The sequence below is a fragment of the Pyrofollis japonicus genome (genome assembly GCF_033097485.1).
Lineage (GTDB): Archaea > Thermoproteota > Thermoprotei_A > Sulfolobales > Pyrodictiaceae > Pyrofollis > Pyrofollis japonicus.
Map to the genome: position 1 here is coordinate 81,302 of NZ_AP028634.1, position 25,187 is coordinate 106,488.

The following is a 25,187-nucleotide window of genomic DNA, read 5'->3' on the forward strand; positions in this document are numbered from 1 at the left end:
CTTCCCTACATGAGGATATAGGCTAGCGGCTCGCCATCCCTCGCCTCGCTCTAAGCCTAGCCTCATAGATGACTATTGCCAGGAACACCGTCAGCGTCAAACCTATTGATACATACTTGTCGAGCTTATCTTCTCCCCCATTGTTTTCCACACTGCTCGCTGTGCTTCCACGACTCGCCTCGTTTTGCGAGCCTCGCTGCTCACCTGAGGCCATGGTTACTGATGTAGCAGAGTGCGTTGGCTGGGCCGAAGCCTTTCCCCCTCCATTACTGCTCGTCATGGTCCACGTTGGAGGCCCAGTCGTTATGGCTACTGATTGTGATCCGCTGGCAGCGGTTTGCCCCGTGCTCTCAGATCCCCCGCCGCTACTGTTTCCCGATTCCTTGTCCTTTTCTCCCTGGCTGAGCGAGTTTATCAGCTGATCAATATCTACCTGGTTATTGTTCTGCGTCCCTCCTCCCTGCTCTCCCGCTGCATTGCTGGCTTGGTTGCCTATACGTGAAGCCACGAGCTCACTTATTTCCACCATGTATGGGAACGTGTTAGGGGTCTCCGAGACAGGGGCGCCTGGCACGGGGTGGAACTGGTATCCTGGCACGCCGCCTGGCTGTATGACTGCGAGGACGCCTCCCTTACCGGTATCTATGTACGCCATTAGGGATATTAGGCTGTGCTCGTCCTGCGTGGTGTAGACGTATACCTTTCTCTGCCCTAGCCCCTCTATCTCCGCGTTCTTCGTATCCACGAGGACGAACGAGGCTCCATAGACCTCTATCCTACTTGACCCTAGCCGGTTTTGCGGCAAATAGAGTATGCCTTGCCCCGACCCCTCAACGGTTTCAACGTGTTGGCCCGTAAGCGGGTTGACTGCCTCCAATACGTGTTCTTCTCCGCTCCTTATGTTCGAGTCAATGATGTATGCCATTGTGACCGGTGTATCTAGGCCTATGAATAGCTGCATATAGGTGACTGCATGGCCTTTGTACACCCCCATGACGGCTACGACTATGGTCGATATTATACTGTTCAGCGAGGGAGTACCGCCCGGCGAGAGCATACCGTTTGCATCAACCATGTAGCCGGCATGGATAACTGGGTTCTCCTCTCGGAACAACCTGTAGCCTCCACTCATCTCCATGTTTATCTCGGCTAGGTAGCGTGCATAGAGAGACCTGCTCACAGCCTGTACTGGGCCTTGTTGCTCAGTGCTCCTCTCCATATAGGCTTCCTCGAGTATCAGCCCAGTCTCTTTGTCAACGACGAGCTCGTGTATGACTCGCTTCTGCTGCTTCTGCCCGTTCCGCTCAACTATAGCATCCATTACCGCTACGAGTGCTACTACGTCCCGGGTAGTGCCCTTGGGCAAGGGGATAGTCATGCCTGGAGCGATCTTCGCCAGCCCATTGCTGCCCTGGTTGAAGGGCGATAGGTCGTATCTCCCCTCGAACTTCACGGCATAGGGTATCTCCTTGTCGCCCCACTTGATGCGTATCAGTGAGCCCTGCTCAGCGTTCCTCAAGAGGCCCGGGTCTACCCAGAAGGGTCCATTAAACGGCTCCTTTGGGGGCACAACCGCGTCCTCGGCGCTAAATGCGCCCACGTCTCTCTTGTTCGCCCAGACAGCGTAGTAGAGATGGACACCCTTCTTGTCGATGCTCTTCACCACGTAATGCTCATAGATGTTGAGCGCAGAAGATCTCCCGACCTTGAACACCGGTATCTTGTGGTGCCCAAGACCTACCCCGCCGTACACTGATACCTCGTCGCTCAGCGAGGACCTCCATCCAGCCCACGGGCTAATGGTGAGCGAGCCAGAAACACAAACGTAGGCAACGTGAAGCCCCGGCCTTATCCATCCAAGTCCAGTACTCTTAGCCTTCACAGTCACTGGCTGAAACACTGCTAGAGTAAGGACTACGAGCACTAAGCCACCATATAGAGCCTTGTATCTCATGCCATACACCATAGCCTGGTACTGCCTTATTGGTTGCAATAGGTTTGGGCTTGATTACACGTAATCAAAGCTCATCGTAATGCCTAGATACGGGGCTTCTCCTCAGCGGTGCTAGAGGGCTTGGAGCATTGTGTAGAACACGTATTATTGATATCAGTAGTGGTAATGCTCTTGACGACAATTGTCGTCGGCCTAGCGGTAAGTGCTAGTGCAATGATACCTCCTAGCCCCCTAGTACGGGAAGGAGATGAGATACACTACACGATTACGTGCTCGAAGGACTCGAGTAGCGTAGTCATAGACCTAGCATTGGTGGCCAAGGATGTTGAGTTCGCGCCACCTGGCTCCAGCAGCACGTTTAGCTACAAGATGGTAGCTAGGGCTGAGATAGTAGACGTAGGCACTAGCAATAATATGGATGACTTGCCGTGCCAGGACTTTGTCCGCGAACTCGGCTTCCTATCAATGCAGGATCTTGAACAACTGCTCCGAGACCACAGGGTGGCAGTAACAGTAACTAATCTCGGAGAACGCGATGCATGGTTCCTAGTGGATAAGGGGTTCGAAGGCTCGCTAAACATTGGAGGCGATGCGGGGGCCCAGCCTGGTGCCAGGAGCCTCGTCGTTGTGTGTAGTCCTTTGAAACGCTTGGCAATCGTCTATGACGCTCAGAGCAGGCTCGTTACATACATGTATTTCGAGGACCCCAAGGAAGGCTCTAGTTGTACTGTCTCGCTCCACAGTACAACACTGCAGGTAGCCCCGGGAACAGTTCTAGACAGGGAAAGCATGGAGAGCTACAAGGCTGCCACAAAGGCCTGCAAAACAATTCCTAACGGATACATTATTGGGTCATCAGGTACCAGCACAGTACAACAACTAGTTGTTGCTACCAAGACTGTTACCAGTACAACGACCCTCTGGAAAACAGTCACAACAACCACTACGGTTACAGAACAACCAGTAACCGAAGAAACCGTGCCGAATGAAAGCTCGGCTCGGCTAGGCTATGCACGCGTGGCTCTGGTTGCAGCGCTGGCTCTTCTGGCAATACTTGTGATAGGCTCAAGGCATGCTCGGCGAGAAAGAGCTTAGCCCGCTAAACGCTTGGCCGCCTCTCAGTAACACGGAGTATTGCAATGAACATATCGGTTTCTCTCTTTTCACTAGGACGGTGCTTTTATTGCCTCCCAGCCGCATACGTGGAGCTATTCTACCATGGGGGCACAGGGTAGGGTAGCTGATGCCAGTTATCAGCCTCGTTGGCGGTATAGGTATTGAGCTAAGAGTACGCAGCGCCGAGATAGCGGACAAAGTAGCTGATGCTTACCAGGGCCTCTTCGCCCGGCGCTATATCCCGGTAAAAGGCGTCGTGGAGACCGCTTCTATACCCGTCAAGGCTGTAGTGGAGTGGTGGAATGGGGACGGCTTCGAGGTAACGGGCTACGAGTTCGGCGAGAAAGCTGATGCCTACTATGTTCGTAGCGGTGTACCCGAGCCCTATGTCAACGAGGCTCCTGTCTTCTTCATGCTGCAGGTCGCTGCCAGGACCTATGCTAGGAGCGGCTACATCTTGCTCACCGACAGCGTGGTCATACACGATCCGTCAAACGGCCACGGGGTGCTGCTCCTCGGCTACCCGCACGGCGGCAAGAGCACTATCGCAGTGCTCTCCCTGGCCCGGGGACTCGGCGTCGCTTCGACCGAGAACACGGTTGCAAGGCTCCGAGAGGATGGGCGCCTAGAGGTCCTCGGCGGCACGACGGTGCTGCTCTACGATCCACGCGGCATAGAGCGCTACGGTGTCCGGCCACCCCTGGAGCCAGTGGGTGTGACTAAGCACGGCTACCATATTGTTGACCTTGAGGCAGCTGGGCGCAGTAATAGGGAGAAGCCAATACTAATTGACTCGATATATGTTCTCCACTGCTCATTCAGCGCCACTGGGTCGAGCTTCGAAAAAGTCTCGGGCAGGAAGAGGAGGAAAATACTCTGGCACTTCGCCTCCTCGCTGATAAGGGGAGACGACTACTATGACCCGTACCCCTTGAACCTCGCCACCAAGGACGTGGACGAGCAGGTTGCTCGCATCATTTACCGCATGGCGTCGGCCTACGTGGATAGCTTCTACGAGGCCTTCGGGGCCCACGACCAGGTCCTTGAAACGATTCTCCGGAACACCTCGTGGCTAGCATAGACGCGTATACGCGTGGGAATCCCTCCTCTTCCTACACGGGCAACCCGTTTTGCCGAGAGCGATTACATCTCCCTTGCTCATACTCGTATTGCTCGCAGTACTCCTAGCACTTCTAGGCATGTACGTGCTGGGGGTAAATAGGGTAGGAGAGTGCTTCAGACCGTCAGAGACGGGCACTCCCAGAGCCCAAGGCATCGGCAGCGTTGCCTGGGCAAGGCTCTACATCGTGGTGGATAACCGGGCTTGGAAGGGCCTAGAGCCAGCATGGGGCCTAAGCGTATTCGTCGAGACACCGGTAGCCAACATATTGTTCGATACGGGGCCGGACGACTACATCCTAGGACTCAACGCCCATAGGCTCGGCATAGACCCGTGCAACGTCTCAGCCATAGTGGTCTCGCACGAGCACCTAGACCACATAGGCGGGTTAGCGTACATAGCCCAGCACTGCCCGGATAAGCCAGTCTACGTCCCTCGCGGCTTCAACCCGGACACGCTAGACGCTCTCCACGGAATGGGGCTCCACAGCATCATAGTGGTCAACGAGACAACGGAGATAGCACCGGGCATACTGATACTTGGCCCGCTCCACGGGCCTCCATGGGAGCAGAGCCTCGCCGTAAACGTGGCCAGCCAGGGCCTAGTACTACTAGTCGGATGCAGCCACCCCGGAGTAACGAACATAGCCAGGAAGGCAGTAGAGGAAACCCACCGCCCCATAGCACTGGTTATCGGCGGCTTCCACCTCTTCGGCACACCAGAACCAGTCTGCAAACAAATAGCCGACACTCTCGTCAAGCTGGGAGCAAAGTACATAGCACCGATACACTGCAGCGGCGACACAATAAGAAACGTTTTGAGGACATACTATCCACAGCACTACATAGACGCAAAAGCAGGCACAACAATCTACATCGCAGAGAAAAGCGTACAAGTACAGAGCCAGTATTAACTATCTACTCCGCGGGAAAGATTACCTATTGACAATAGTCGTGTTTGTCGGGATGTAGGGGTCACCGCCTCCCGGCGAACCAGGCTCATAACCCACAGTCATATAGTACTCTACAAAGAGTGGTTTGAACCCTGTTGCAACATTTGGCAATACATTGAGACTACGTTTATAAACCTCGACATAGGTGCTACTAAACCCCATTTCCCATTGTGCTATTCCATGAATTTGTAGTACTAGATTCGAGCCGTGCGCTTGGAGAACTGTAATCTGTAAAGAGTTTTGAACAAGTTCAACAACTGTTAGAGCAGCAGACGCATAGGGCGATAATTGTACCGCTCTGGTGAATTCTGAGAAGAGGTCGATTGCACCCTTTATGAATCCGAGGGCTTGTAGCATCTTTCCGAGCGATGGGAAATAGTAGCTTATTGTGTCACCACAGAACCCGCTTAGACTTGTATCCCAAGCCCATGTCATATCATAGTAGAATCCGTTCTCGTACTTATCGTAGCTAACATAGTCGCTAAAGGTCTCGTATAAGGCCGCGTCTCCCCAAAGAACCTTATCATCGCCGGGTATTGTATCGGTTATGTCTTTCCTTTCTGGATTTAAGTAATCTATGTCCAGGTATATGCTTGGTACAAAGATTACTGCCGGCTTGACCACCCAGTAGTCGCCATAAGTGCTTATATCAACTACGGTTATCGCTAAGTCGCCGAGCATACCCGGACCAATAGCAGAGTTAAGGACTATACATTTCCTAGGCTTTTGTATATTGATGTACGCAGGTGTACCGTTTTTGTTTCGTATTTGTGCCTTCTCTTGATGAGCTATAGTTATGAACCCGAATAGTGACAAGCCATTGACAGTCTTGTCGGCACTACTATATGCATATGATATCGATGCTTCAATGTACTTTGAATAAGGGTTGTTTTTGTTGTAGTCTGCGGTTAGGCATATTGCGGGTATTGTTTCCTCGGTTACGGGTATGTCTGTGTCCTGCCACATGTAGTACTTGTATAGACCTGCTCGGTAATGGGCTAGGTCTGTTAGGAACTCACTCATAGGCCTTATGAGCCATGCTTTGCCTCCCTTTTCTTCCCCGTCTGCGGCGGTTATGTATGCGAAGCGGAGTGCTTGCTCAAGGCTATACATGTTCTTGTCTATGTAGTAGACTTTGCTGAAGTGCTGGGTATAGATCTTCCACAGCCTGTCTATGTCGCTGCTTGGCGCTGGGCCTCCATTGTCGAGTCTTATCCTGCTATACCACTCGCTCGGAGCAGGCTTGCTGCTTAGGTCGTAGAGGTCTTTGTTGTAGACCTCGTAGTATATCCCTGGGTAGCCTGGCTCAGGGCTCCAATACTCTACACCGAGCCTCGGCCCCGGCAATGCTCTGCCGTGGAGTATCTCTTGCACAGACACCACTGCGTTGTCTATCGCCTTGCCGAAGTCTATGGGGTAGAGTCTCAGCTGCTTGACAACGATCACTCCGCCGCCATAGACGCTCTCAAGCAGCTTGGAGGGGTTCTTGTCTGCGAGTTCGTACGCCTTATCACGGCTCATCCCGGGGTTCTTGGAGAGTAGGAGTCTTATAGGGCTAAGCGTCACGCCGCCAATATACTCCTTGCCGTCCGGGGTATAGAGGACGGCGACTAGGCTCATTACTGGCAGGGAGTGGCTCCACAGCTTCTCAGCCGGGGAAAGGCTAGCAGGGCTCCTCGACGCAGCGTTGTAGAGTTTGCTCCACGCTGAAAGCGCTTTCCCCCTGTCTATCTCCAAGCTTATAGTCTTCTTAGAGCCCCCGATCGTAGCTACTCTGAAAGCCTCCACGCCTCCATGGGGATAGGGGAGATGTGTTTCCAGAAGCAGCACCGAGCCATTCATGGATCCAAGGCTTTCCCAGCCCTCACCGGTATAGACAAGCGCCTTATCAAGGTCGACGACCAGGCTTACCACGTGGCCCCGCTGAAACCAAGGCAGAGAAACACTAAGGATGAATACACTGATGAAAACAATGATAACTATTGCTACGATTACTGCAAGCTTGAAGGCCCTAAAACGTTGACTCAGCATTTAAGAGCCTAACCCCATGTAGCCAAGACAGTAATGTATATGAGGATAATAAATAAGCATTTATTTTCAGCTACGCTATTTAAATCCATTATATAAGTACAGAGCACTAATACGGCAGACTAATGGAACACTCACTAACTCATTCAAAAAGTTTTTGTCTAGTTAGTATATAGTGATATATATATCTGAGTATATAATAAAATGTATTATCGTGGATAGAAAAGGGTGTTCACTAGTGGAGAATAAGGTAAAGAATATCCTTGTTTTATCAATAGTAGTTGTTGCGGCCTTTGCCATAATGCATTCCGTCCTTGCCAGCGACGAAGCACAAGTTATCATAAATAACTGGTTAAAAGGAAAGCCAAAGATGCTGGTAAAGCTTGAGATAGATCTTCCAAGTATAAATGCAGATAAATGCATAGTGCATGTGAGAAGATTTCCATCTATTTATAATCCTACAAAAGACGGTTATACAGAGCCGATATACACGGGTACTCATAAACCCGGGAGCAGGGTCATAGTTAGTAAGATCCTCAACGCGTATGTGACAAAATACACTCTTGATAAGAAGACTAATGAGCTTCGTGTAGGCTACTATGAGCCCCAAGAATTCCTTGTCCTTGTAAATTGCCTAAAGAATGGGAAGCAAGTATATAAGTGGGGTAAAATAGTAGAAGTCTACCCCAAGAGTATAATCTATACAAAGAAAATAGCTGTTCAAGCTAACCAGTTATTAATGAACCAACGTCAATCACACAAGTTCAATAAAACAACCCATATCCGGGCCATAAGTAGAGGAGGATTAAACCCTAGTATAACGGATTCTGCTTCTACAGATCCCTTTAAATGCAGCATAGTCATCCAAGAAGAAGGAACAGACTACAAGAAGGGATATTGTCTTACGTGGGTAAAGGGGCCTTATTTATATTCTATTGAAGGACTAACTACAAAGTTTTGCTTAGATAGTAGACCACCAAAATCAGCTGTCTATCTTGAAGCTTTCGAGGATCTTGATGCAGGAATATTTTTAAGGCCAGAAAGCGATGTTGAATGGAGCTCTGCTGGGAAGAAATTAGTGCCTTCGCAGATTGAGATTAGCCAGCACTGTCCTTCGCTGACTGGTAACCACAAGGAAGAGATATACTTCTGGACAGAATACATATATGAATGGAGTGTATACTATTGTGATAGCTTTAGCGGTATATGTTACGAATACTGGCTTTTATACCCCTACATGATAAGAGGAATTGCAAAAGCCTCAGACTTAGGCATTACTCCATATCCTGAAGACTATGTACCTCCAAGCAATTTACCACCATATGCTAATCCAGGCTATTATGTTGATAAGATCTATTTTGGCCAGTATGGAGCCTACCAAAGCGACGTAAGCCTATCCGGTATTACTGTGACTGTTACCTATTCTAATGTATGGTCTGCATCACTTACGATACACTTTTATAAGGCTGGTAGAGACGATAACCAGTATACAACGCCATACGTCTATGTAGAGTATACAAGGTTCTTCTATTGGTGGTTTAAAGACAATGATCCAATGACTTATGAAGTACTGTTTTCGCCAGGATAGTAAGAAACATTTTGTATTATTTTTAATTATTTTTTTTAATTTAAATAATGAGATTATATCAATTATTGTTTGCTATTCCTTTGCTGAGTAGGAGTCAAATGGCCTCACGGGGCGACGTGGGTGTGTATCCTAGTTGAGAGGCGAGCCTCATAGCCATGTCTAGTATTGCTTGTACTTGTAGCATGTGGATCACTGCTAGCTCTTCGACCCAGCTCTGTAGCCCCTTCTCTGCGAGCTCGTCTAGCTTAGCAGTCATCTCGGCTACTGTCGTAGCCAGCCTGGCCAGTACACCCATATCGCTCTAGCCCCGCCACCTCCGCCTAGCCGCCTCAACGGCGGTCTCAACTAGTCTTAGCTTCTTGGCTGCGATCTCGTAGTCCCAGCAAATCATTACACGTCTGAGTAACCACTCCTTGGCGGCCCCTTTCTCTTCTTCGTAGACTATTACGCCGCGTCTCCAAGCGCTACGAATAATAGGGCAAGGCGTATCTGGTTCTGCTTCAACAACGTCTACGAGGGAATAATCAATGCCTAGTGCATCGGCTACGGCTGTCACGACTCTTATCCTCCACTCGCTGCCTCCCTTCCCGCCCCTGTGCTTTACAAGGAGGTCTACATCCCTGCCCTCTCCGCGCTCAGCTAGACTACCGAAAACAACAACCCATTCAGCCTCTAAGCTTCTCCAATCAAGCCTCCGAAGACTCTCCGCAACTTCTCGGAGCCTTAGCATCGCGTCCCCTGCTCCCACGATTGCTTGTGAGGGGGTCTGGGAATCAAAATATGCCTCCCGAGCCGCTAAGGAGGCAAGCCTAACCTGGTTTAGGCATGCCAGGCTAGCGTTAGCATGTTTCGTTTTTCGTAGTCAGCTGGGGGGCCCCGGGGACGGACGAGGCTATTCCGATTAAGGCGTGGACGCAGCGCTCTATAGATCCTGGTTTGCAGAGGAAGAGGTGCGTAGGAGCAATCTTGTCGTCGGTGGAGCCGGCGCCTCTTCCAACGGGCTCTAGTAGCCTAGAGGAGGCAGCGGCGAGTGCTAGCCACGGCTCTGCTCTGGGGGAGCAAAGCTGCTCCCCTGGGACATGGACTGCGAGGAGGGGCTCCGCGCCGGGCAGGGATAGGAGGCGGTCAATGTGCCAGTGCATTTTCTTGCGCTTGCCGCAGAGATGGCGGCGCAGCCTAGCCCCTAGCCCACCGGGGCCACAGGCGCTCCCGATGTAGACGTAGAGCCCGGGTCCTAAGCAAAGACTCTCCTTGCCAAGCCTCGTGCAAGCCTCGTCGCGGAGGCTGAAGAGGAGCAGGTAGACGCCAACGCTCACGCCAAGGTCATCTCCGCGAGCCGCTATTCTCGGAGATGGAATATGCCGGGGACAAGCCCTTCTTTTACACCTTCTTTTACAGTTACTTGAATCGAGAAAAGGATGCAACTTATCCCGGCGAGAGTATCATCTCATAATTCGTCATGTCCCCGTCTTTGAACCACCAGTAAAAACTCCTGGTGCTAATCCTTCTCACGCGTGGCGATGTATGTATTATGTCGCAGATAACCGCCTTGTAGAAGTGCACTGCTAGCCCTATGGACCATTTGTCGGGGTACGTGACTATGATCGGAGTAATTGCCAGGGGGATATCGCTTTCAAAATGTTGTCCAGGTATGCAGAAGGAGTACTCGCCTGAGCCACCACTATACATGGCGTATGGTGGTAGCTTGCCCAACGCTGTACTACTTGGGGGAGTATAGTTCTCTGGGTGCTGCCTAGCGCCTAGCTGGGTGGCAGTCGCTACGCCTGCTATCTCGACGGGGTATAGTCTCCAGTACTGGTAGCAGATTCCCGAGAAGCTGTCGCACCACGCGGTGCCCTCCTCGTAGGCGAATCTTACGTGGAAGTAGACTCTGTCCTTGTGATTACCGGTCAAAGGGAGTGTGCAGCCGGACTCGCTTGCGGTCACCGGTCTCTTTCCTGCATGGCTTAGCACAGCGGAACCGTTCTCCGGGAGCAGTAGTACCGGCGCTAGGCCGGCGAACTCCTCGAAGTAGAGGGTCGTGTAAAAGCTCTGACCATATATGCAGAACTGTATGCTCACCCCCTCAAGGGAGTAGAGGTAGGGGCCGCCAATCCATGCATCACAATATCCTCTTTCATGGTCATACTCCTTCTCGGTGATAACGATGCGGCACTCGAATATCTTGCCAGAATAGTTCTGGCTATCGCCGACTCCTTGAGCAAGCCTAGTGGTAATAGTGTTGAGAGATGTCCCTGGCTCCCCGTTTAGAGACGAATTTAGAGACGAATATAGGTCTCTGTGCCATTCTGTGGCTCCTTTCCCGGCTAAGCTATTTGCCCACAGTGATGCATTGCTTGCGGCGATTAGGGCGTAGACAGAGGCGAAGACTGCGAGAACGATGAATAATGCTCTGATGGCTTTGGGAACGCTCATATGCTATCTAGCCACCACATATATAGTCTTAAAGCGCTCCATATATACCTATTGATGCCGTCCTTGGCAAGGTGAATGTGCGATGCATAGTAATGGCCGCGGGACCGGCAAGAAGAAGAGCCAAGGCCTTGGCGCGAAGGCTGCGAGTAGACTTATGGTTGTCTCGCTAGCCTCTCCTCCAGCTTCTTGAGGATCTCTTCATGCGTGTCGGTCCAAGCGTCTTTTCCTCTAAGTGCTGGCCTAAGCTTTTCTCGAACGATCTTCGCTAGGCGGTTGAGGAGGTAAATGATATCGTATACTGCTTCTTCGCGCCTAGTGTACTTGCTTAGCTCGGCTTCGGGATCCGGGCCGTGGTATTGATAGTCGTGCAGGTCTAGGGCTGTATTAGTATAGGGCGCGTAGTTCTCGTAACCAATCCCTTCTATGAGCTGGCCTAGATACTTCAGCCGAGTACTCGGTATTCTAGTCAGACCTTTCTCTGCGAGCCAAGAGCGCTCCTCCGCCCTCTTCAGCATGTCTAGTATCTTGTTTTTCTCCAGTGCCAGTATTGATGCTGTTAGAGCCCTCCATGCCTGGAATGCTTTGCCTGCAGCGTTCCGCGTATAGCCTTTTTCAAGAAACTCTACGGCTAGTAATGCCTCAGCAAGCGCTTCCAGTACGCGGGCAGAGGCATAGCCTACAAGGTCCTTCTTAGGCTTAGGCAGCGGCTTCTCCAATACCTCTGCGGTGACCATGCTCCCTCTCTACCATCCTTTTAGGAAAAGAGATGTTCCTATAATAGGGTTGCCGAGCTACGCCTTAGGGAAAAATGGTGTACAAAATGGAAAGGGTAGACGAGTATAGTGTCCCGGGGGTTCTGGGGAAAAAGGCTTACTTGGGGTGGTATAGTCTGTTGAGGTAGCTCTGCTCCCATCTGTCCTTCTGCTTGGTGTAGTCCTTCTTCGGCACTGGGTCCTTGCTCGGCTTTGGCGGCTTCGTTGTGAAGTTGAGGCCGAACTGTACGCTCTCGGTCTCCAGCTTGCCCTCGAGGTTGCCGAGGTATGCCCAGCCTACGAAGGTGTATTGTACGCTGTAGGGCTCGGCGCCTGCGCCTAGGTCTTCTAGGAGCTTGTTGGCTGTGAATAGGGCGCTCTCGTAGGCTATCTCCTGGTTCTTGGGGAATGGTAGCTTGGCTGCGTCGCCGGCACCGTATACGTCGTCGTACTTAGGGCTCCTCGTGTCCTGTGGGCTCCTCACCTCGAACCACTTCTCGCCCAGGCCTGCCTCCTCTATGAACTTTGGCGCCCTGTTGGGCTCCAGCATTGCGAGTATCGTGTATTCTAGTTTCTCGCCATCGTTGAGCACTACGTAGTCTGGGCCGACCTCTACAATCTGCCTGCTGGTTATGAGCTCAATGCCTGCCTTCTCGTACCTCTCCTTTATCACGTCAGCGATTACTGGCGGCTGCGGCTTGTCGTTCGCATCAACGTGGATGATCCTGAAGTTCTCCCTTACGCCGCGGTGCTTGAGCACAGTATAGATAGCCATCGCTGTCTCTGCTGGTGCTGGTGCACAGCGATATGGCTGCGGAGGAGCATAGACTATTACGGTGCCCTTGGTCGCAGTCCATATTCTCTGCTTGAGAACGTCTACGCGTCCCGGCTCGTAGACCGTTGCGTTCCTATACCAGTTCTCCCTGTATCCCTCGATGCTGCTGCCGTCAAACACTACGCCTGGAGCAACTACCAGGTAGTCGTAGGTGACCTTCCTCGTTACCGGTGTCCTTGTTGGAGCCTCTGCTACCTCTACTACTCTCTCCGCCGGATCGATCCTCACAACGTTTCCGAAGACGAAGTTAATGCCCTTGGCTGCTGCCTCCTCGTAGCCACGTATCATTCTGTCATAGCTCTGCTCGTTGGTTAGTAGTAGGGGCCTGCTGGGACCAGTCATGTAGAACGGATCCTTTGTTATCACAGTTACGTCTACAAGGTCCTTTGCCTTGTCGAATACTGCGTGGGCTACACCCATACCTGCTATGCCGCCACCTATTATCACGAGCCTCTTCTTCGCCATACGCTACACCCCTACGACTTGAACGCGTGTTTCTGTATCAGCCGTGTAAGGAGTGTAACCGAAGATTTACGGGAGGCCTAAAAGCGTTACGGCTACTAAGTAGTAACGAAAACAATTTTTACTAGGCACGGCATTAAACTAAAAGTATCTGCAGGGAAAGAAACAATTATATACAATTCTATGTGGCCCTGCTTCCTCAAACTATGAGTGGATAAGCAGAAAGGGGTCTGCAAAAACACCTAGGCGATACATCTAGGGGCACTAGGAGGGACGAGAACATGGTGGAGGAAGGGGTCGCGCGAATAGGCGGTGATATCGAGGACGAGATAACCCCTGAGGAGGAGCAAGGCATACCGGGCCATGCAGGGAAGAAGGAGTGGGCCAAGAGGCTTCAGAGCTTCCTCCGGGAATCAGGTATAAGCTTTGAGGCAGAGGGCGAGGCAACCAGGATACACCTAGGCATGCTCAGCGTAGAGGTCACGGAGGCCGGTGAAACGGGCTATGCAGTAGTAATAACTATTCCTCTTCCCGGTTCAAGCAGTGATGCAGAGGACGAGGAGGCGGCAAAAGCATACATGGATGCGCTCAAGGTGCTGGCACGCCTAGGTGCCGATGAGATACGGTACGAGCTAGACACCGACATGCCGGGGTATCCGGTGCTTCGCGCAGTAATCGAGTATAGCAATCCTGACGATCTCGCCTCAAAGCTTATTGAAGCCCTCAAGCCCTTTGCTAAGGGAGAGCAAGCCGACTGAGCTGCCTCCCTGAAGGCTTCGCGGAGAGTAGATAATAGACACTATTTTTCTACTCGTTGCCTAGCATGCTTGCAAATATCTCTCAGCGGGCACTCCTCGCAGCGCGGCCTCCTTGGCCGGCACACTTCTCTCCCAAGTCGTAGGAGTGCTACGTGGAGCCATTCCCGGTGCTCCGGTGGTATGAGTGGTTCGAGCCTCCTCCTAGCCTCATAGATGTTGCTAATGCTTTCATCAAGGAGGCCTAGCCTCTTAGCTATCCTTAGGATATGTGTATCGACGACGAATAATCGTTGCCCGAACAGCGCCGCAAGCACAAGGTCGGCCGCCTTCTCGCCCACACCCGGCACGCTGAGGAGGAGTCTTCTCGCTTCCTCGGGGCTGAGGCGCAGAAACTCCTCAAGACCACCCACTTGCTTCATCACTTCTCCGAGGCCGCGGAGGAGCTTCGCTCGCTGCTCTACAAGGCCGAGGCTCTTCACAAGCCTGCGTAGTTCTTCTAGGGAGGCATCAGCGAGCATTTCTGGCCTAGGATAGCGCTCCATGATCTCCGCAATAACTCTGCTTACTTGGCGATACGTGACGCGTGCACCTAGGAGGATACGGAGCAATACCTCGTAGGGACTTTTTCCCCGCCACCACGGTTCTTCGCGGAACCACTCCCTAAGCCTCTTTACGAGTTCCTCTACGAGGCTCCTAGGATCACTCACTGCTTGCAGCCCAGGAGCAACGGGAGCAGAGAATTCGCCACGGCGAAATATACGGCTCTCCCAAAAGGCTATTGGAGAAGCGATGCCCGGGCGAGGCCTCATTCCCTAGGCTATTGTGTCCTCCTCTACCTGTGGCTTCTCCTTGTCGACGGGGTGGCGGCGGAACATGCCCCATAGTAGTAGGGCGGCTGACTTCGGCGGTATTATGCCGCGCTCAGTCACTATCATGTCTATGTACTCTGGCGGTGTCGCGTCAAAGGCGGGGTTCCTTATCGCTAGCCCTGGGATAGGCTTCTCGAGTACCTCTGTCGGGCTTCTCTCCTCGATCTCGACGAGCTGTCCTACCACGGTGTATGGGCTGAACTTGTAGGTCTCTGTCGCGACTATGAAGGTTACGCCGTGGAGCTTCGCGGCCAGCGCTATCTGGCTAGTCCCTATCTTGTTTATTACCGCGCCGTTCGCCGTAACGGTGTCAGCGCCTACAATGACCTTTGTGACGCGATACTTCTCTATAACGGTGAGGACTGCTGAGTCGGGTATGAGGGTGACAGGTATACCCTCTGCTGCGAGATCCCTAGCAGTTATGTAGCCTTGGAACCTGGGCCGTGTCTCAGTAGCGAATACCTTGAATCTCTTCCCCTGCCTCCAGGCGGTCCTCAGCACTGATTCGACGGCGCTACTATTGCAGTGCGTCAGTATGACGTCACCTGTCTTGATTAGCCTAGCCCCTATCTCGCCTAGTCGCTGGAGGGCACTCCTAGAGTACTCTATGAACTCTCTCGCCTTCTCTATGACCGCCTTCCTCGCTTCCTCCAGGCTCCCGTACTCCTTCTCCCTTAGAACCGACATGACGTAGTTGACGGCGTTGGGGAGGCTCACGGCAGTAGGCCTCGTCGATACCAGGAGCCTTGCAACACCCTCCATATAGTTGAGGAAGTCTCCTAGGCTCTCGCCGCTATACTTCTCGGCAGCAATCATTAGCGCCTCGGCAGCTGCCCTGGCTATGCGCCCAGCCCCCCTTATTCTCATAGTCTTAATGTCCTCGGCTATGCGTAGAACCTCGTCCGGTACCCTCTCAGCTATCCGGGCCTCGCTCATAGATACCAGCCCCTCTACTGGCTACACCTCGCCTAGATCCATGACTCTCTTCGAAGCCCTGGCGACTAGGTTGTCAAGGGGCTCTAGCTCAGGCGGCCACTCACCATAAATCTCCTTAATTATTAGCGGCACAGCCTCCGGCGCCACCAGGCCTCTCTCAGTGGCAAGAGCGTCTATCAAGTGGCTCGGGATTATCTCGAAGAGAGGCGCATATCCCTGGACACCAAGGCTCCTCAGATCCTCTGGTACTATCTCGTCGCCTAGCGCAGGGGTCTCGACTGTGAGCCCGTACACCGTCTCCGGGTAGAGCTTGTAGCTACCAGCAACAACTATGAGCCGTACCCTCGCCTCGTTAGCTACGAGCGCTAACAACCCGCTACCCGTCCTCGAAACAACAGAGCCATCAGCCATCACGGCGTCTGCGCCTATCAATGCCTTCGTGGCCTCCCGGGCAAAGAACCTCATAGCGGAGTCGACGATGAGAGTCGTGTCAAACCCCTTCTCGACAAGAACTTTAGCAGCTTCAAGGCCGTCGAGAAGGGGCCTCGACTCGGCAACTATGACCCTTATCTTCTTCCCCATGGCGGCGGCCTTCTCAAGCGCCCTTATAACGCTGCGACTATACCCATAGGTCAGCACAATGTCTCCGTCGCTAAGCCTCCTAGCAGCTATCTCAGCGGCCCCCTCGGTCTCCTCTAGCACTGCGCGCATAGTGTCATCAAGCTCGTGGATAATGATATTCTTAGCCTCCTCTAGGCTCTTGTACTTCCTTTCAGCGAGCGCGCCAAAGACCTCACGTGCAACGTTGACAAGGAGAGCGGAGAACGGGTACTCCTCAATCCTCGCCTTCAGATAGTCAAGTGCCTCCAACACATCGCTAACAGAAGCAGCGTTCTCAATCATCCTCCTAAACTCCTTTATAACGAGCTCCGAGGCCTCCGTAGCCCCTAGGCCTCGGACCCTACCAATGAAGCCGGACACGGCTTGCGACACCAAGGCAGATACACGCACCACTCTCGTCACAGCTTCTGTAGAGACGCCTGCATGTACTAGTTGTAGGAGAGACCTAGGTTAATAAGTAGCGGCATCCCAGAGCTAAGCGTAATAAATCCCCGCCTCACTACCTAGAGGCAACCAAAGTAAGATAGAGGAGGCTCACCGAAAACCTTGGTCGATGACCCCGTGTTTTTGAAGAATTGCCTCGTCTTGCCGTGTGCTGGCTGCGAGCCATCAGCGAGAACCAATATCCTCGTCGATGATAGAGAAATACGCTACATCGGGGACAGCGAGCCTCCGGGAGCCCGTAGTGGCTACGTAGTGGAGTGCGGGAGAAGACACGTAGTCATCCCTTGCTTTTACAATGCTCACACCCATGCGGCAATGACTCTTCTCCGAGGATACTATGGCGACGCGGAGCTACACGAGTGGCTCCGCCACATGTGGTGGGTCGAGAAGCACATGGGGCCGGGGGAGGCGTATCTCGGCTCCAAGCTGGCAGTCATAGAGATGCTGTTCAGCGCCACGTGCGGCTTCATGGACATGTACTTTTTCCCCGACGAGGCTGCAAGGGCGGCGAGGGAGCTAGGAGTAAGGGCCCGGCTGGGCCCCGTCATCATGGGCCGCGTTGATCCCTGGAGGGCTGTTGAAGCAGCCGCTGCATATGCTAAGAGAATTAGCGGGGACGACTTGGTCGGCGGCGTGATAAACGTTCACAGCATCTACGCGGCACCGCTTGAAGCCGTTAGGGAGGGTCACCGCGTAGCCCAGGAACTCGGCATACCGTTCCATATACACGTCTCCGAGACGCGAAGAGAGGTCTACGAGGCCAAGAAGCGCTACGGCTTGTTCCCCGTGCAGCTCCTGGACAAGCTGGGCGCGCTCAGCAAAGTCTCCGTGCTCGTGCACGCGGGGTGGATAGCCTCGTGGGAACTCGGCCTTGTCAAAGAGAAGGGGGCAAGCCTAGTACACTGCCCGGCCAGCAACATGAAGCTGGCTACCGCTGGCCACTTCCCCCTCTATGAGGCAATGGAGTCCGGGATAAACGTGGCCTTGGGAACGGATGGAGCTGCCTCAAACGATTCCCTAAACATGTTCTCCGAGATGAAGACCGCTGTGCTCATGCAGAGGCACAGCTACTGGGATACAAGGGTTAGAGCCAAGCACGTCCTCCGCGCAGCCACAACGGGCTCAGCGAAGGCAATGATGCTCCCCAGCGGCGCCGGAACGATAAGGATCGGGGCCCCGGGCGACCTAGTAGTACTAGACGTTTCCAACCCATCCTCCCAGCCCCTGCGGAGAGACAACCTCGAGCAAATACTCGTCTACAGCTGCGAAAAGTGCACCCCAAGCCACGTCCTAGTAGGTGGCAGGATAGTGCTCAGCCCGGAGAACCGTGAAAAACTCCTCGAAGAGGCAGCGAGGGCGGCGGACGAGCTAAGCAAGTTCATAGAGAAGATAGGGCCCGGCGAGACCAGCGAGCCCCCATGCAGCCCTAGGGAAGCGTGCTCTTAGTCACTTGTAGCCTCGTTCGTGCTGTACCGCTGACAACCCTGTCGATGCCCAAGGGGTACAGCATATTACCTGTTATCATCCTCTCATACACTACGGGTATGCCCCAATGGGTCTCCGCTGGGCCCTCGTCATAACCAGTGACCGGGTTAAAGCCGATCCCTCACTCGACCAAATAACCCCAATTGTCGAGAAGCTCTTATCCGAGAAGGGACACGTTCTCGCCAAGCGCCTCCTCGTGGGCAATGATGCAGCCGAGATACTCTGGGCGCTAGCCGAGGCTCTGCGATCAGCAGACATAGTCTTGGCCACTGGCGGGACAGGGCCAAATCCCCGCGACATAACAGTCGACATTGCTAAGCGGATCTGTGACCGCGAGCTACCAGGCATAGGGGAAGAGTTTAGGCGGCGAAGCATTGAGCGAGGCGTAGTAAATGCTATGCTGAGCAGGGCCACGGGTTGCGGCTTCGCCGGGAGACTGATCGCTGTGAGCCCGGGCAACCCTGACGCAGCCGAGACTATGACTAGGCTCCTCCTGGAGATCGGTGAGCACGCGGTAGAGCAGCTTCGTGGAAAGAAGCACCAGCACCACGGTCACCGCCATTAAGGGTCTGGAAGTAGCTACTGCGTCAGCGATTACTACATAAACTCCTGTATCCCCACCTTAGTGGTACACGGGTACCCGTTTCAACAAGGAGTCTTGATGCGGCGATAGCCTTGCCAGCCTACACGTCCCCTAGCCAGGGCGGAGCAACTGGTCCACAATTGGCCTCGGAGCCCCCGCTCCTCGTGGTACAGAGGGTTATCAATGCTCTTCAGAAGGAGCTTGAGAACGAGTATCCACGTATACTTGAAATGAATAGTTGTAGCCACGAGTTCATGGAGATACTTGACAGGCTCGAGGAGAAGGCGTCAAAGGAGCTTCTACGCGCTGGCTTTAAGAAAATAGAGGTTCCTGCATCTCGTGAGCGCGTTGACCTCCCTATAGGTTTCTACGCGTTCCAGGGCCAGATGCTGGTAGAGATAGGGATTAAGGGGCTGAACAAGTGCGGACGAGTAAGAGAGCTAACGAATGGCGAAGTGCCAAGAGTGTACGCTAGGATATACATGGGCGGCCAAGCGGCCTACATAATAGAGGCCGAGACTAAGAAAGAGAAACAAAAAGAGCCAGCAACCTACCTAATGTAGCCATCCTTGGTCCTATCCTTTTCCGGGTTCAAGGGGTTACTGTTTTCAGGAAACGTCTATACCGTCATCAATCCCTATATCCATGTCGATATCTCCGCTCTCCCAGTCATCTATGTCGTCCTCGGCAAGGTCTTCCTCTTCGTCATCACTATACTCGTCTACTTCATGCATAGAGGCATCTACGGCTTCCAGTGCTAGGAAGCCTAGAGGAAGTAGTCCTAGCATGTCGAGGACCGGCAGTACGAGGAACAGCTCAGCAGGGCTCCAAGGCCAAGCGGGAGGAACCTCCTTTCTCTCCGCGTATTCCTTGGCTACTGTGGCTGCCTGGCTGAGTATTTTCTGCGCCTCGGGTAGTGCGTCAAGCCCCTTTTCGGTTAATACTAGTCTTCTTCGCTTAATGATCCTGCCCTCAACGACCTCTTTTACCAGGCCCTTCGCGATGAGTGTCTCGATGATGTTCTTAGCAGTGTTTTTGTCCGTGTTTAGAAGGCTTGCAATAGCCTCTGCTGTGTCTATTCCGCGCGATATAGCGACTAATACAGCTGCTTCGGAGGGCCGGAGGCCGTAGCTATCGGTTGGCAAGCCTCACCGGAACCCATCTGTGAATTAGTGTTCACGGTTCGACTGTCTTTTCAGTAGCGCCTCTCTTATTCGGTCGAAGAATATGCACCTCCACGGCTCTCCCCTCCCGGACTCATAGACCTTGATGAGTTCTTTCCTCAGACACTCTTCGTCAACTAGTCCTCTTAGTTCATGGGTGGCTTTTTCTAGTATAGTAAGTGCTGGGTCGAGGAGGCCTTCCTGGGCCTTTGCGTATGCTCCGGCGAGTGCTGCTAAGTGCTTACCTAGGGGGCTTATGGTTCTCCATATGGTTTCTCCGGCTACATGTGCTTCCCAGAACCTGTTACGGATCAATAGCTCGTGATATGCGTCAAGCATGTGGGAAGGGTCTCTCTTCCATATTTTCGGCCTTGTTATTTCCTCTATTTTTGCACATGATTCGTCAATAGCTCTTGCAATGCGCTCGGCGACTCCTCGGTCTATTTCCTTAAATATCGTAAGTTCTACGATGTCGCCGCTTATTCTCACGTTTAGTGGCGACACTATTCGTACTAGTTTTCTCCTAAGCTCCTGGGCCTTTCGCGGGCTTAGCTTTCGCCCCGCTCTTATTCTTAGCAGTACTGTTTGCTCCTCCACAGCTCCTCCCTTTAACAAGTGTTAAAGCATTATTGCGGCCCTTTATTCTTTGGGTTATGCTGAGCAATAAGAACTTATAGACTATAGTCGAATGGTATTATCGACTATTGCTTTGGGGGAAGGATACTTGTACCTCCACCCCGGAGGCCAAGAACCCCCTGGAAGAACAAGATGCCGCGCAATAGTGGTGTGGTCGGCTGGGGGGCTTACGTCCCCCGTTACAGGATAAAGATGGAAGAGATAGCCAGGGTCTGGGGCTGGGAACCAAGCGTCCCGAAGGGCCTCGGCGTAGTAGAAAAGGCCATAGCCGGGCCCGACGAAGACTCCCTCACAATGGGCTATGAGGCAGCACTTAACGCTATACGGCGGGCAGGAGTTGATCCAGCCGAGATAAAGGCCGTCTTCTTCGGCTCAGAGTCGAAGCCTTACGCCGTCAAGCCTGCTGCAACCATCATCGCTGACGCACTGGGCATCTCGCCGGAGACAATGGCGTCTGACCTCGAGTTCGCGTGCCGCGCTGGGAGCGAGGGCTTGAGAGCAGCCCTTGCCCTAGTAGAGGCCGGCTACATGAGGTATGCGCTCGCGATAGGCTCTGACACTGCCCAAGCGAATCCCGGGAACGTGTTGGAGTTCACGGCTGCAAGCGGTGCAGCAGCCTTCGTGGTTGGGCCGGCATCTGAGAGCGTTGCTGTACTAGAAGGTGTTTACACATATGTGACCGATACCCCCGACTTCTGGAGAGGAGCGCACAGCAAGTACCCGCTCCACGGTGAAGGCTTCACAGGTGAGCCAGCGTACTTCGCCCACATAATAGGCGCCGTAAAGGGCCTCATGGAGAACCTTGGTCTACGCCCCGAGGACTTTGACTACGCTATCTTCCACCAGCCAAACGGCAAGTTCCCTCTCCGCGTAGGAGCCCGGCTAGGCATACCTAAGGAGAAGATCCTCCCCGGCCTAGTGACACCAGTAATAGGCAACACCTACAACGGTAGCGCACTCATAGGGTTCGCGAGAGTCCTCGACCAGGCCAAGCCCGGCCAGCGAATACTCGTTGCGCCGTTCGGGAGCGGTGCTGGAAGCGACGCCTACAGCTTCGTTGTTACTGACAAGGTTGAGGAGAGGAGGGACAAGGCGCCGAAGGTCGACGACTACATTAATAGGAAGAAGTACGTAGACTATGGTTTATACGCTAAGATGAGGGGTATAATAGAGCGCATACTCGAGTAAAACAGGAGGTAGATGGTCGTGACGCGTGTTTATGTCGCAGGAGTAGGAATGACCAAGATAGGTAGGCACTTCGACAAGGGCTTCCTAGACCTAACCGCCGAGTCAGCGTTCAAGGCGATAGACGACGCTGGCGGCATTGAGCCCGAAGCAATAGTCGTCACGAACATGATGTCGAGTAGGCTCAACGAGCAAGACAGCCTGGGAGCATACATTGCTGCCGGCCTAGGGTTCCGAGGAAAACCGGCATTCAAGGTTGAGGCGGCCTGTGGCAGCGGCGGAGCAGGAGTATACAACGCCTACCTCATGGTGCGCAGCGGACTCTTCAACGCCGTGCTGGTGGTCGGTGTAGAGAAGATGACCGACTACCCCACGTCGACAGTCACGGCTGCTCTCGCGCAGGCAGCAGACGCCGAGTACGAGCTATTCTACGGCGCGAGCTTCACGGGTCTCAACGCGCTAATGATGAGATACTATATGGAGAAGCATGGCGTCACTAGGGACGAGATGAGCGAGTGGCCAGTAATGATGCACAGCAATGCAGTGAGTAACCCGTATGCACAGTTCCGCCGAAAAATAACCAAGGAGGACGTAGCTAAGAGCCAAGTAGTAGCAGATCCGATAAGGCTCCTCGACAGCAGCCCCATAGGCGATGGCTCGGCAGCGGTACTCCTGGTCTCAGAGGAGCTGGCCAAGAAGATGCCCAACAAGCCAGACGTCTACATAGCGGGTGCCTGGATGGCCGTTGACACAGTGGAGCTAACGAATAGGGAGAGCCTCGACCGCATACCGGCCGCCAGGATCGCGGCAGAGAAGGCCTACAAGATGGCAGGCCTCGAGCCGAAAGACATAGACGTGATCGAGATACACGACGCGTTCACCGTAAACGGGATAATGCTTCTCGAGGAACTAGGGTTTGCACCCTACGGTAAGGCCGCGAAGCTACTCAACGAGGGCCGCTTCCACCCAGGAGACAGGCCGACAGCAAATCCAAGCGGGGGCCTCAAGGCACGAGGCCACCCAGTGGGAACCACTGGCGTCTACCAGGTAGCAGAGGTGGCTATGCAGCTACGAGGAGACTTCCCTGGACTACGGGTAGACGGCGCAGAAGCGGGACTAACCACGAATATGGGTGGCGACGGCTCAAGTCTCTCAGTCCACATTTTGAGGAAAACCTAGCCCTCCACGGGGCATGTGGATCGGAGGAGCTCTGGGTGAATAATCATGCCTCTAAGCATATCCCCCGCAAGGGTTTGGCGTGAACGTGAGCCAAGATACCGCCTAGTAGGAAAACGCTGCAAGAAGTGCGGAGCAATAATCTACCCGCCACGGCCAGCGTGTCCGCATTGTGGCTCAAGAGATCTAGAGGATGTAGAGCTGCCAAGAACAGGCACGGTCGAGACGTACACCATAATTTACACGGTCATGGATGGGTTCCGCCACAAAGCCCCACTCCCAATAGCAATAGTCCGCCTAGACAACGGCCTAGACAACGGTGCAAGAGTACTGGCGCCGCTAACAGACATCGACCCCGAGGAGATAAAGACAGGTATGCGCGTAGAGGCAGTACTCCGCAGAATCAAGCAGGACGGTGAACACGGCCTAATAGCTTACGGAGTGGCATTCCGCCCAGTACTTAGCGAGCCAAGGAAATAGGGTAATGCGATTACTGAAGGATTGTTTCTAGCTACTTCTCGGCCGAGGTGTTTTCTTAATCACCTTAGCTCTGGGGCGCAAGGGCTTCCGTTGCCTATTCAACAACCTTTTCGAGTTTTTATGAAAGCAATGAATAAGCCCCTATTATAATCCCCCGAGGATATGTGTAATAGGTTGGGCAACGAGACGCGTGTACACATAATGGCTCTTCCACGTAACGGGGTGTACCTCTTTGCCGAATACGTCTGAGCAGGATCGCGTAGAGCACTATAGTCAAGACAGGCTCGAGGAAGTAGTTAAGGGGATAATCGAGGGTAAGATTAAGCTCCATGAGGCCGACAAGGTTCTTGGAAATGCTAATGCTGGTGCGCTTGCTCGCCGACTTGCCCTGGAGAAGATGCTTGGGATTAGTCTCTCGTCTATTGGTAGCACTATTCTCGACTTCGAGGAACTCGTGGGGAGGAACATCGAGAACCCTATTGGGGCTGTTCAGATACCTGTAGGCATTGTCGGGCCTCTCCGAGTTGAGGGCGAGTATGCTAAGGGCGTGTTCTACGTGCCTATGGCTACTACTGAGGGCGCATTAGTCGCGAGCGTGAATCGTGGCGCGAAGGCGATAACGCTGAGTGGTGGAGCTAGGACGAGAATAGTCTACGATGGTATGACGCGTGCGCCGCTGTTCTGGACTCCTAGCGTCGAGGAGGCTGTTAGGCTGGTTCAGTGGGTGAGGGAGCACTTTGACGAGGTTCGCCGAGAAGCCGAGAGCACTACTAGGCACGGCAAGCTCAGGGACATCCAGGTCTTCTTTACCGGGAACCTCGTGTGGCTCCGCTTCGTCTACGATACGGGGGACGCTATGGGGATGAACATGGCCACTATTGCTACGGATAAGGCGGCGGAGTACATTGTCTCTAACTTCCCGGGCAGGGCCCGTCTCGTAGCTGTGAGCGGGAACATGTGTACCGACAAGAAGCCAGCGCTTATCAACCAGCTACTGGGGCGAGGGAAGACAGTAATAGCTGAGGCGCTGATAAAGAGGGATGTAGCGCTCAAGGTTCTCAAGGCGCCGCCGGAGGAAATCGACTATGTTAACAAGGCTAAGAACCTCCTAGGCACGGCGAGGGCCGGGTCTCCCAGCCTCAACGCACACTTCGCTAACATAGTGGCAGCGATATTTCTCGCTACCGGGCAGGATGCGGCACAAATAGTTGAGAGCAGTATGGGCTACACGTGGACCGAGGTACGCGATGGAGACCTCTACATCTCGGTAACCCTTCCAAGCCTCGAAGTGGGCACCGTGGGCGGCGGCACAAGGCTCCCCACGCAGAGAGAAGCCTTAAGCATCATGGGTGTAGCTGGCGGCGGAGACCCGCCTGGCACCAATGCGAAAAAGTTCGCCGAGATAGTTGCGGCAACAGTGTTAGCTGGCGAGCTCAACCTCCTAGCAGCACTTGCTGCAAACGAGCTTGCAAGGGCACATAGGCTCCTCGGTAGAGGCGAGGCGAAGAAGCAACAGTAGCCCATAGTTTTTGCTCCTCTACCCGGCTTCTCCTATACCCTAGCGTTTTTGTTGAAGCATCCTCGCCATTTTGGAATAGAATACGTGGA

Annotated in this window: 25 protein-coding genes; 12 read left to right on the forward strand and 13 right to left on the reverse strand. The window is 53.4% G+C overall.

The features are described from left to right. Nucleotides 1-22: 22 nt before the first annotated feature. Nucleotides 23-1,954, reverse strand: a complete 1,932-nt coding sequence (locus tag SBG41_RS00450; RefSeq protein WP_317895573.1) for a hypothetical protein — start codon at nucleotides 1,952-1,954, stop codon at nucleotides 23-25. Nucleotides 1,955-2,074: 120 nt separating this feature from the next. On the opposite strand from SBG41_RS00450, the gene SBG41_RS00455 reads away from it, so the two are divergent. From SBG41_RS00455 to SBG41_RS00465, 3 genes are all read left to right on the forward strand, one after another. Then, entirely contained in the window at nucleotides 2,075-3,049 is a 975-nt protein-coding gene (locus SBG41_RS00455) for a hypothetical protein (RefSeq protein WP_317895574.1), read from the forward strand. A 148-nt stretch (nucleotides 3,050-3,197) separates the two neighbouring features. Next, nucleotides 3,198-4,151, forward strand: coding sequence for a hypothetical protein (locus tag SBG41_RS00460; RefSeq protein WP_317895575.1), 954 nt, complete (start codon nucleotides 3,198-3,200; stop codon nucleotides 4,149-4,151). Nucleotides 4,152-4,200: 49 nt separating this feature from the next. Then, nucleotides 4,201-5,103 carry an MBL fold metallo-hydrolase gene (locus SBG41_RS00465; RefSeq protein WP_317895576.1) on the forward strand — a complete coding sequence of 301 codons (903 nt, stop codon included), beginning with the start codon at nucleotides 4,201-4,203 and terminating at the stop codon, nucleotides 5,101-5,103. Between the two features lie 21 nt (nucleotides 5,104-5,124). On the opposite strand, the gene SBG41_RS00470 is transcribed toward SBG41_RS00465, so the two are convergent. Then, complete coding sequence (locus tag SBG41_RS00470; protein ID WP_317895577.1) at nucleotides 5,125-7,173, reverse strand: hypothetical protein; 2,049 nt, start codon at nucleotides 7,171-7,173, stop codon at nucleotides 5,125-5,127. A gap of 235 nt (nucleotides 7,174-7,408) precedes the next feature. Here SBG41_RS00470 and SBG41_RS00475 point away from each other — a divergent pair, with 235 nt between their 5' ends. Next, nucleotides 7,409-8,758, forward strand: a complete 1,350-nt coding sequence (locus SBG41_RS00475) for a hypothetical protein (protein ID WP_317895578.1) — start codon at nucleotides 7,409-7,411, stop codon at nucleotides 8,756-8,758. A 94-nt stretch (nucleotides 8,759-8,852) separates the two neighbouring features. On the opposite strand, the gene SBG41_RS00480 is transcribed toward SBG41_RS00475, so the two are convergent. The 6 genes from SBG41_RS00480 to SBG41_RS00505 form a co-directional block, all read right to left on the reverse strand. After that, nucleotides 8,853-9,053: a hypothetical protein gene (locus tag SBG41_RS00480; RefSeq protein ID WP_317895579.1), complete on the reverse strand. Its 201-nt coding sequence runs from the start codon at nucleotides 9,051-9,053 to the stop codon at nucleotides 8,853-8,855. Nucleotides 9,054-9,059: 6 nt separating this feature from the next. Beyond that, complete coding sequence (locus SBG41_RS00485) at nucleotides 9,060-9,488, reverse strand: nucleotidyltransferase family protein (protein ID WP_317895580.1); 429 nt, start codon at nucleotides 9,486-9,488, stop codon at nucleotides 9,060-9,062. A gap of 109 nt (nucleotides 9,489-9,597) precedes the next feature. Then, complete coding sequence (locus SBG41_RS00490; RefSeq protein ID WP_317895581.1) at nucleotides 9,598-10,074, reverse strand: DUF123 domain-containing protein; 477 nt, start codon at nucleotides 10,072-10,074, stop codon at nucleotides 9,598-9,600. 109 nt (nucleotides 10,075-10,183) lie between these two features. Further along, a complete protein-coding gene (locus SBG41_RS00495) occupies nucleotides 10,184-11,194 on the reverse strand; it encodes a hypothetical protein (protein ID WP_317895582.1) in 1,011 nt (336 codons plus the stop codon). Between the two features lie 152 nt (nucleotides 11,195-11,346). Next, a complete protein-coding gene (locus tag SBG41_RS00500; RefSeq protein ID WP_317895583.1) occupies nucleotides 11,347-11,928 on the reverse strand; it encodes a PaREP1 family protein in 582 nt (193 codons plus the stop codon). Between the two features lie 136 nt (nucleotides 11,929-12,064). Next, on the reverse strand, nucleotides 12,065-13,246 hold the full coding sequence (locus tag SBG41_RS00505; protein ID WP_317895584.1) for an FAD-dependent oxidoreductase: 1,182 nt from the start codon (nucleotides 13,244-13,246) through the stop codon (nucleotides 12,065-12,067). Nucleotides 13,247-13,524: 278 nt separating this feature from the next. On the opposite strand from SBG41_RS00505, the gene SBG41_RS00510 reads away from it, so the two are divergent. Further along, complete coding sequence (locus SBG41_RS00510) at nucleotides 13,525-14,001, forward strand: hypothetical protein (protein WP_317895585.1); 477 nt, start codon at nucleotides 13,525-13,527, stop codon at nucleotides 13,999-14,001. A gap of 41 nt (nucleotides 14,002-14,042) precedes the next feature. Here SBG41_RS00510 and SBG41_RS00515 read toward each other — a convergent pair whose 3' ends face one another. From SBG41_RS00515 to SBG41_RS00525, 3 genes are all read right to left on the reverse strand, one after another. Further along, nucleotides 14,043-14,708 carry an endonuclease III domain-containing protein gene (locus SBG41_RS00515; protein WP_317895586.1) on the reverse strand — a complete coding sequence of 222 codons (666 nt, stop codon included), beginning with the start codon at nucleotides 14,706-14,708 and terminating at the stop codon, nucleotides 14,043-14,045. Nucleotides 14,709-14,813: 105 nt separating this feature from the next. Continuing rightward, complete coding sequence (locus SBG41_RS00520) at nucleotides 14,814-15,806, reverse strand: ribose 1,5-bisphosphate isomerase (protein ID WP_317895587.1); 993 nt, start codon at nucleotides 15,804-15,806, stop codon at nucleotides 14,814-14,816. A gap of 21 nt (nucleotides 15,807-15,827) precedes the next feature. Next, nucleotides 15,828-16,799, reverse strand: coding sequence for a translation initiation factor eIF-2B (locus tag SBG41_RS00525; RefSeq protein WP_317896478.1), 972 nt, complete (start codon nucleotides 16,797-16,799; stop codon nucleotides 15,828-15,830). 174 nt (nucleotides 16,800-16,973) lie between these two features. On the opposite strand from SBG41_RS00525, the gene SBG41_RS00530 reads away from it, so the two are divergent. From SBG41_RS00530 to SBG41_RS00540, 3 genes are all read left to right on the forward strand, one after another. Beyond that, nucleotides 16,974-18,317 carry an amidohydrolase gene (locus SBG41_RS00530; RefSeq protein WP_317895588.1) on the forward strand — a complete coding sequence of 448 codons (1,344 nt, stop codon included), beginning with the start codon at nucleotides 16,974-16,976 and terminating at the stop codon, nucleotides 18,315-18,317. A 106-nt stretch (nucleotides 18,318-18,423) separates the two neighbouring features. Continuing rightward, on the forward strand, nucleotides 18,424-18,921 hold the full coding sequence (locus tag SBG41_RS00535; RefSeq protein ID WP_317895589.1) for a MogA/MoaB family molybdenum cofactor biosynthesis protein: 498 nt from the start codon (nucleotides 18,424-18,426) through the stop codon (nucleotides 18,919-18,921). A 110-nt stretch (nucleotides 18,922-19,031) separates the two neighbouring features. Further along, nucleotides 19,032-19,502, forward strand: coding sequence for a hypothetical protein (locus SBG41_RS00540; protein ID WP_317895590.1), 471 nt, complete (start codon nucleotides 19,032-19,034; stop codon nucleotides 19,500-19,502). A 45-nt stretch (nucleotides 19,503-19,547) separates the two neighbouring features. On the opposite strand, the gene SBG41_RS00545 is transcribed toward SBG41_RS00540, so the two are convergent. Beyond that, a complete protein-coding gene (locus tag SBG41_RS00545; RefSeq protein WP_317895591.1) occupies nucleotides 19,548-20,084 on the reverse strand; it encodes a MarR family winged helix-turn-helix transcriptional regulator in 537 nt (178 codons plus the stop codon). A gap of 24 nt (nucleotides 20,085-20,108) precedes the next feature. Continuing rightward, nucleotides 20,109-20,699 (reverse strand): hypothetical protein, encoded by a 591-nt coding sequence (locus tag SBG41_RS00550; protein ID WP_317895592.1) that lies wholly within the window; start codon nucleotides 20,697-20,699, stop codon nucleotides 20,109-20,111. A gap of 171 nt (nucleotides 20,700-20,870) precedes the next feature. Between SBG41_RS00550 and SBG41_RS00555 the strand changes: the two genes are divergently transcribed. From SBG41_RS00555 to hmgA, 4 genes are all read left to right on the forward strand, one after another. After that, on the forward strand, nucleotides 20,871-21,926 hold the full coding sequence (locus SBG41_RS00555) for a hydroxymethylglutaryl-CoA synthase (RefSeq protein ID WP_317895593.1): 1,056 nt from the start codon (nucleotides 20,871-20,873) through the stop codon (nucleotides 21,924-21,926). 18 nt (nucleotides 21,927-21,944) lie between these two features. Further along, on the forward strand, nucleotides 21,945-23,102 hold the full coding sequence (locus tag SBG41_RS00560) for a thiolase domain-containing protein (RefSeq protein WP_397470758.1): 1,158 nt from the start codon (nucleotides 21,945-21,947) through the stop codon (nucleotides 23,100-23,102). A 45-nt stretch (nucleotides 23,103-23,147) separates the two neighbouring features. After that, a complete protein-coding gene (locus SBG41_RS00565) occupies nucleotides 23,148-23,579 on the forward strand; it encodes a Zn-ribbon domain-containing OB-fold protein (protein WP_317895595.1) in 432 nt (143 codons plus the stop codon). A 232-nt stretch (nucleotides 23,580-23,811) separates the two neighbouring features. After that, the gene (gene hmgA, locus SBG41_RS00570) at nucleotides 23,812-25,098 is read left to right on the forward strand and encodes a hydroxymethylglutaryl-CoA reductase (NADPH) (RefSeq protein ID WP_317895596.1); all 1,287 of its coding nucleotides are present in this window, start codon (nucleotides 23,812-23,814) and stop codon (nucleotides 25,096-25,098) included. The last annotated feature ends 89 nt before the right edge of the window (nucleotides 25,099-25,187 follow it).